Here is a 4,835-nt window from a genome sequence, read left to right on the forward strand (position 1 = left end):
AGCCCGAGTATTTGTTCAACGCCGACACCTGCGAGGTGATGAACCGCCTGCATGCCCAGTCGCCCGACATCAACCAAGGCGTAGAGCGTGCCCGCGACGAGGAGCAGGGTGCCGGCGACCAAGGCATGATGTTCGGTTACGCCACCAAGGAGACGGAAAACTACATGCCCCTGGCTCTCGACCTCTCGCACCGCTTGCTGCAGGAGCTGTCGAAGATCCGCAACGAAGGCAAGGAAATGACCTACCTCCGGCCCGACGCGAAAAGCCAGGTAACCATTCGCTACGCCGACGACAACACGCCCGAGGCCATCGAAACCATCGTTGTCAGCACGCAGCACGATGATTTCGACACCGACGAAGCCAAAATGCTGGCCGTCATCTCCGACGACATCAAGAACATTCTGATTCCCCGCGTGAAAGCGCAGCTTGGCGCCGATGTTCAGAAACTCTTCACCGTCGACATTATCCACCACATCAACCCCACGGGTAAGTTTGTGATTGGTGGCCCCCACGGCGACTCTGGCCTGACGGGCCGCAAAATCATTGTAGACACGTATGGCGGCAAGGGCGCCCACGGTGGCGGTGCCTTCTCTGGCAAAGACTCGTCGAAAGTGGACCGCTCGGCCGCTTACGCCACGCGCCACATCGCCAAGAACCTGGTAGCCGCCGGCGTTGCCGACCAAGTACTAGTGCAAGTAGCTTATGCCATTGGCGTAGCGCAGCCAGTAGGCGTGTTCGTAACCACCTATGGCACCACTAAAGCTACCGGCTCCAACGGGCAGAAACTTACTGACGGCCAGATAGCCGAGAAAGTACAGATGCTGTTCGACCTGCGCCCTTATGCCATCGTGCAGCGCTTAGGCTTGCGCAATCCTATCTTCGCCGAATCGGCTGCTTATGGTCACATGGGCCGGCAGCCCGGTACCAAAGAGGTGCAAGGCGCCGATGGTACTACCCGCACGGTGGAGACATTCACTTGGGAAAAGCTTGATTACGTTGATAAGATCAAAGCAGAGTTTGGTTTGTAATACACAGTGCCAACTCAGCTAGACATTTCAAATCTAGCTCTATACACCAAAAAGCCCCGTCTGAGCTACCAGACGGGGCTTTTTGATGCGGCTAAAAAGGGGCAGTTAAAAGGCGTTTATAACTTAGTGACTAGTTATTTTCTCTTTATGCTTAGTGATTTGTCGTTTCAGGCCGTCGGCAGCGGCATCGGCGGCTGCTTCAAACGAAGCCGCATCCTCCTGCGAGAAAAGGGTAGCACCCGGCACAAATAGCTTGATTTCTACGGTTTTGTTGTCAATTCCATCTTTATTGTTCAGCTTCAAAATCACCTCGCCTTCTGTGACCCGGTCATAGAAGGTTTCAAGCTTATCGAGGCGCTTCTGGATGAAGTCGAGCAGTTTTTGGTCGGCATCGAAATGCACCGAATGCATCTGTACTTTCATCGGTTGTAGGGGTTAAAGTAGAAAAAGGAACACAACTCAGGCCTTTGGATGGGCCTGTTCAAAAACGGACTTAAGTTTATCTATCGACAAATGCGTGTAGACTTGGGTGGCGGCCAAATTAGCATGCCCTAGTAAGTCTTTGATGGCATTGAGGTCAGCTCCTTTGTTGAGCAGATGCGTGGCAAAAGAGTGACGCAGTACGTGCGGGTGTTGCTGAGCAGAGGAAGTTGTTATCTGGCTTAAATAGTGCTTTACGGTACGATAAACGAGCTTTTCATACATTGGCTCACCTTTGTCTGTAACGAGAAGCGCTGTACGGGTGTTGTCGGGATTCGCTATTTCGCGTTTCCGCAATACTATATAGCGTTCCAGGGCGGCTACCAACGTTTGGTTCAGTGGAACCAGTCGTTGCTTGTTGCCTTTGCCCGTCACGCGTACCGTCTGCCCCGGCAAGTTCACGTCGTCGGGCATAATACCGATAAGCTCCGACAAGCGGATGCCAGTGCCGTAAAGTAGCTCCAGCACTAGTTGGTCGCGGGCGCCAACAAAGGTGTCTGGAAACTTGAAGGAGTTAAGCAGTCCGTTCAGGCTGTCCTCCGGCACAAACTCGGGAAGCTTCTTGGCCATCTTCGGCGCCTTGATGCGTAGCATCGGATTGCGCCCTATAACACCAGTAGTTAGCAGAAATTTAAAGTAGGAGCGGAGGCAGGCAATTTTGCGGTTTACGGTGCGCGGGTCGAGGTCCTGCTGCATCAGCGTCACCACCCACGACCGAATAAGCGTATGGTCGGCCTGTGCTAAATCGGTGAGCTGATAGGTTGCTTTTAAATACTCAGCAAACTGCCGCAAATCTGTCTGGTAAGACAGAAGCGTGTGCGGGCTATAACGCCGCTCAGACCGGAGGTAGCTAAAAAATAAATCCATACATCGGGTACCAGCCGCTAGGGCTAGACAACCAATGTATGGATTTCAACCCAGGAAAAAAATCAAAACAGGCAGACGCGAAAAAACCGGCTACTACGCTGAAAAGCATAGTAGCCGGTTTAATCCGTAACGAAAAGAACAACTACGAGTTAGCGTCGTTGCCGTAGGTCACCTGCTTGTAGATGGCCTTTTGCTTCTGCTTGCGGTTGGTAATAGAAGGCTTCTGGAAGAACGTGCGACGACGCAATTCTTTCAGCACTCCGGTGCGCTCAAACTTCTTTTTGAACCGCTTAAGCGCGCGGTCAACCGACTCGTTCTCTTTGATTTGTACGATGATCATATGTCAATGGGGTTGAAAACTCAGCTTTGAAGGGCCGCAAAGATAATCACGGATTTCACAGATTAAAAATGGATTACGCAGATTTCAAAACTTAAGCCTATTTCAATCAGTGAAATCAGTCTAAAATCAACATGATCCGCTGTTATTATTTCAGGATAGTACGGGCAATTACCAACTTCTGAATTTCAGAAGTGCCCTCGCCGATAGTGCAAAGTTTGGCGTCGCGGTAGTATTTTTCGGCCGGATAATCTTTGGTATAGCCATAACCACCGAAAATCTGCACGCCCTCATTAGCAACCCGAACTGCTACTTCCGACGCATATAGTTTGGCCATTGCTGATTCCCGGTTCACCGTCAGACCCCGGTCCTTCATATTGGCGGCACGGTACGTCAAAAGCGAAGCCGCTTCTATCTCGGTAGCCATGTCCGCCAGTTTGAAGCCGATACCCTGGAAGTTGCTGATGGGCTGGTTGAATTGCTGCCGTTCTTTCGAGTACTGCAGTGCGGCTTCGTATGCCCCCTGCGCAATCCCTAAGCTCAGCGCTGCAATACTAATTCGGCCCCCATCAAGCACTTTCAACGACTGCACAAACCCGTCGCCTACTTTCCCGATTACGTTTTCTTTCGGCACCCGGCAGTCAGTAAAGATCATCTCCGTCGTCTCGGAGGCGCGCATGCCTAACTTGTCTTCCTTGCGGCCCGCCGTGAAGCCCGGCGTACCACGCTCCACAATAAAGGCCGTCATTCCATGGGAGTCGCCTATTTCACCAGTGCGGGCAATAACAACGGCCACATTACCCGTTTTACCATGAGTAATGAAGTTTTTAGCACCGTTCAATACATAGTAGTCCCCCTCCTCTACGGCGACGGTGCGCATATTGCCCGCGTCGGAACCAGTGTTGGGCTCGGTGAGGCCCCAAGCACCTATCCATTCGCCGGAAGCCAGCAACGGTAGGTATTTGCTTTTCTGAGTTTCAGAAGCATGCTGCAAAATATGGCCGGTACAAAGCGAATTGTGCGCTGCCATACTTAGGCCAATGCTGCCATCGATCTTGGACAACTCGGCAATAGCCGTCACATATTCCATATAGCCAAAACCTGAGCCACCATATTCCTGCGGTACCAGCACGCCCATTAGGCCTAGTTCGCCTAACTTACGGAAGACGTCCAGCGGAAATTCTTGTGACTCGTCCCACTTCATCATGTGGGGCTTGATATGTTGCGCACCGAAGTCGCGCACCATTTGGGCAATCATTGTCTGGTTTTCAGTAGCGACCAGTTCCATGAGCAAAAGAGTAAGAGGTGGGAATTTAGGATAGTAACCAGATGGGAGCAGTTTTGGGTTCGCAAAGGTACAATTTTGGCTTGGCTCTAACTGGGTATAGGATTTCGGCTAGAGAGTCCAATTTTGAAAGGGCGCATCAATTAGGTTACTTTGAGGGTTTTTAGCTGATTTTTACGCCGCCAAACGCCACCTTATCAGGGCAAGGCCTTTCATTTTTCCGGTTTTTTTCGCTTGCATGCAACAATCTGCTTTCTGTTCTCTCTCCCGCCTCTGGTTGCTGTGCTTGCCACTCCTGCTTTTGTTGTCTTCCTGCGGTACCACCCGCGTCTACAACCAGCGCACTATGTTCCGGCTCAGCGACGGTAAAGGATTGGATACTACTCGGCTGCGAGGCGTAGTAAATAGGGTAAACCGGAACTATATCGTCCAGCCAAATGATTTGTTGGCTGTGCGGGTATACACAAACAACGGCGAGCGAATTATTGACCCTAACGGGGAACTTCAGTTTGGAGCTCCAGCAGGCATGTTATCTACGGGAGCTAATGGAAGCCGCACACTGGCTTCAGGTTCAGCAAGCTCAACACAAGCCGGAGACTCCGAATTTCCGGTACAAACAGATGGTACAGTACGCCTGCCCCTTATCAACCGAATTAAGATTACAGGGTATACCTTGGTTCAAGCAGATAGCGTGTTGAAAGTGCGCTATGAAGAATTTTATAAGGGGGTATTCGTTGTTACTCGGGTAACAAATAGCCGGGTGGTAGTGCTTGGTTCAGTAGGCGGCCGCATCATACCCCTAGTAAACGATAATATGAACTTGATAGAAGTGCTGGCT

At 51.2% G+C, this 4,835-nt stretch carries 6 protein-coding genes; 2 read left to right on the forward strand and 4 right to left on the reverse strand.

The window, feature by feature from the left end:
• A partial coding sequence (gene metK / locus VF639_RS11615) for a methionine adenosyltransferase (protein ID WP_331146073.1) occupies nt 1–1,028 on the forward strand: 1,028 nt, incomplete at its 5' end.
• A gap of 123 nt (nt 1,029–1,151) precedes the next feature.
• Here the strand turns inward: metK and hpf are convergent.
• The 4 genes from hpf to VF639_RS11635 form a co-directional block, all read right to left on the reverse strand.
• Complete coding sequence (gene hpf, locus VF639_RS11620; RefSeq protein ID WP_277231228.1) at nt 1,152–1,451, reverse strand: ribosome hibernation-promoting factor, HPF/YfiA family; 300 nt, start codon at nt 1,449–1,451, stop codon at nt 1,152–1,154.
• A 36-nt stretch (nt 1,452–1,487) separates the two neighbouring features.
• Nucleotides 1,488–2,375 (reverse strand): tyrosine-type recombinase/integrase, encoded by an 888-nt coding sequence (locus VF639_RS11625; RefSeq protein ID WP_331146074.1) that lies wholly within the window; start codon nt 2,373–2,375, stop codon nt 1,488–1,490.
• Nucleotides 2,376–2,517: 142 nt separating this feature from the next.
• A complete protein-coding gene (rpsU, locus tag VF639_RS11630) occupies nt 2,518–2,715 on the reverse strand; it encodes a 30S ribosomal protein S21 (RefSeq protein ID WP_245119749.1) in 198 nt (65 codons plus the stop codon).
• Nucleotides 2,716–2,860: 145 nt separating this feature from the next.
• The gene (locus VF639_RS11635; RefSeq protein WP_331146075.1) at nt 2,861–4,000 is read right to left on the reverse strand and encodes an acyl-CoA dehydrogenase family protein; all 1,140 of its coding nucleotides are present in this window, start codon (nt 3,998–4,000) and stop codon (nt 2,861–2,863) included.
• A gap of 235 nt (nt 4,001–4,235) precedes the next feature.
• Here VF639_RS11635 and VF639_RS11640 point away from each other — a divergent pair.
• Nucleotides 4,236–4,835, forward strand: a 600-nt coding sequence (locus VF639_RS11640) for a polysaccharide biosynthesis/export family protein (RefSeq protein ID WP_331146076.1), incomplete at its 3' end; no start/stop codon positions are given.

Origin of the sequence: Hymenobacter sp. (assembly GCF_036387835.1) — a bacterium.
In the GTDB taxonomy this organism is placed as follows: Bacteria; Bacteroidota; Bacteroidia; order Cytophagales; family Hymenobacteraceae; genus Hymenobacter.

What these genes read in the sequence shown, in the direction of transcription:
- VF639_RS11635 (WP_331146075.1), bottom strand. Translation starts at nt 4,000, where the DNA reads ATGGAACTGGTCGCTACTGAAAACCAGACAATGATTGCCCAAATGGTG.
- rpsU (WP_245119749.1), bottom strand. Translation starts at nt 2,715, where the DNA reads ATGATCATCGTACAAATCAAAGAGAACGAGTCGGTTGACCGCGCGCTT.
- hpf (WP_277231228.1), bottom strand. Translation starts at nt 1,451, where the DNA reads ATGAAAGTACAGATGCATTCGGTGCATTTCGATGCCGACCAAAAACTG.
- VF639_RS11625 (WP_331146074.1), bottom strand. Translation starts at nt 2,375, where the DNA reads ATGGATTTATTTTTTAGCTACCTCCGGTCTGAGCGGCGTTATAGCCCG.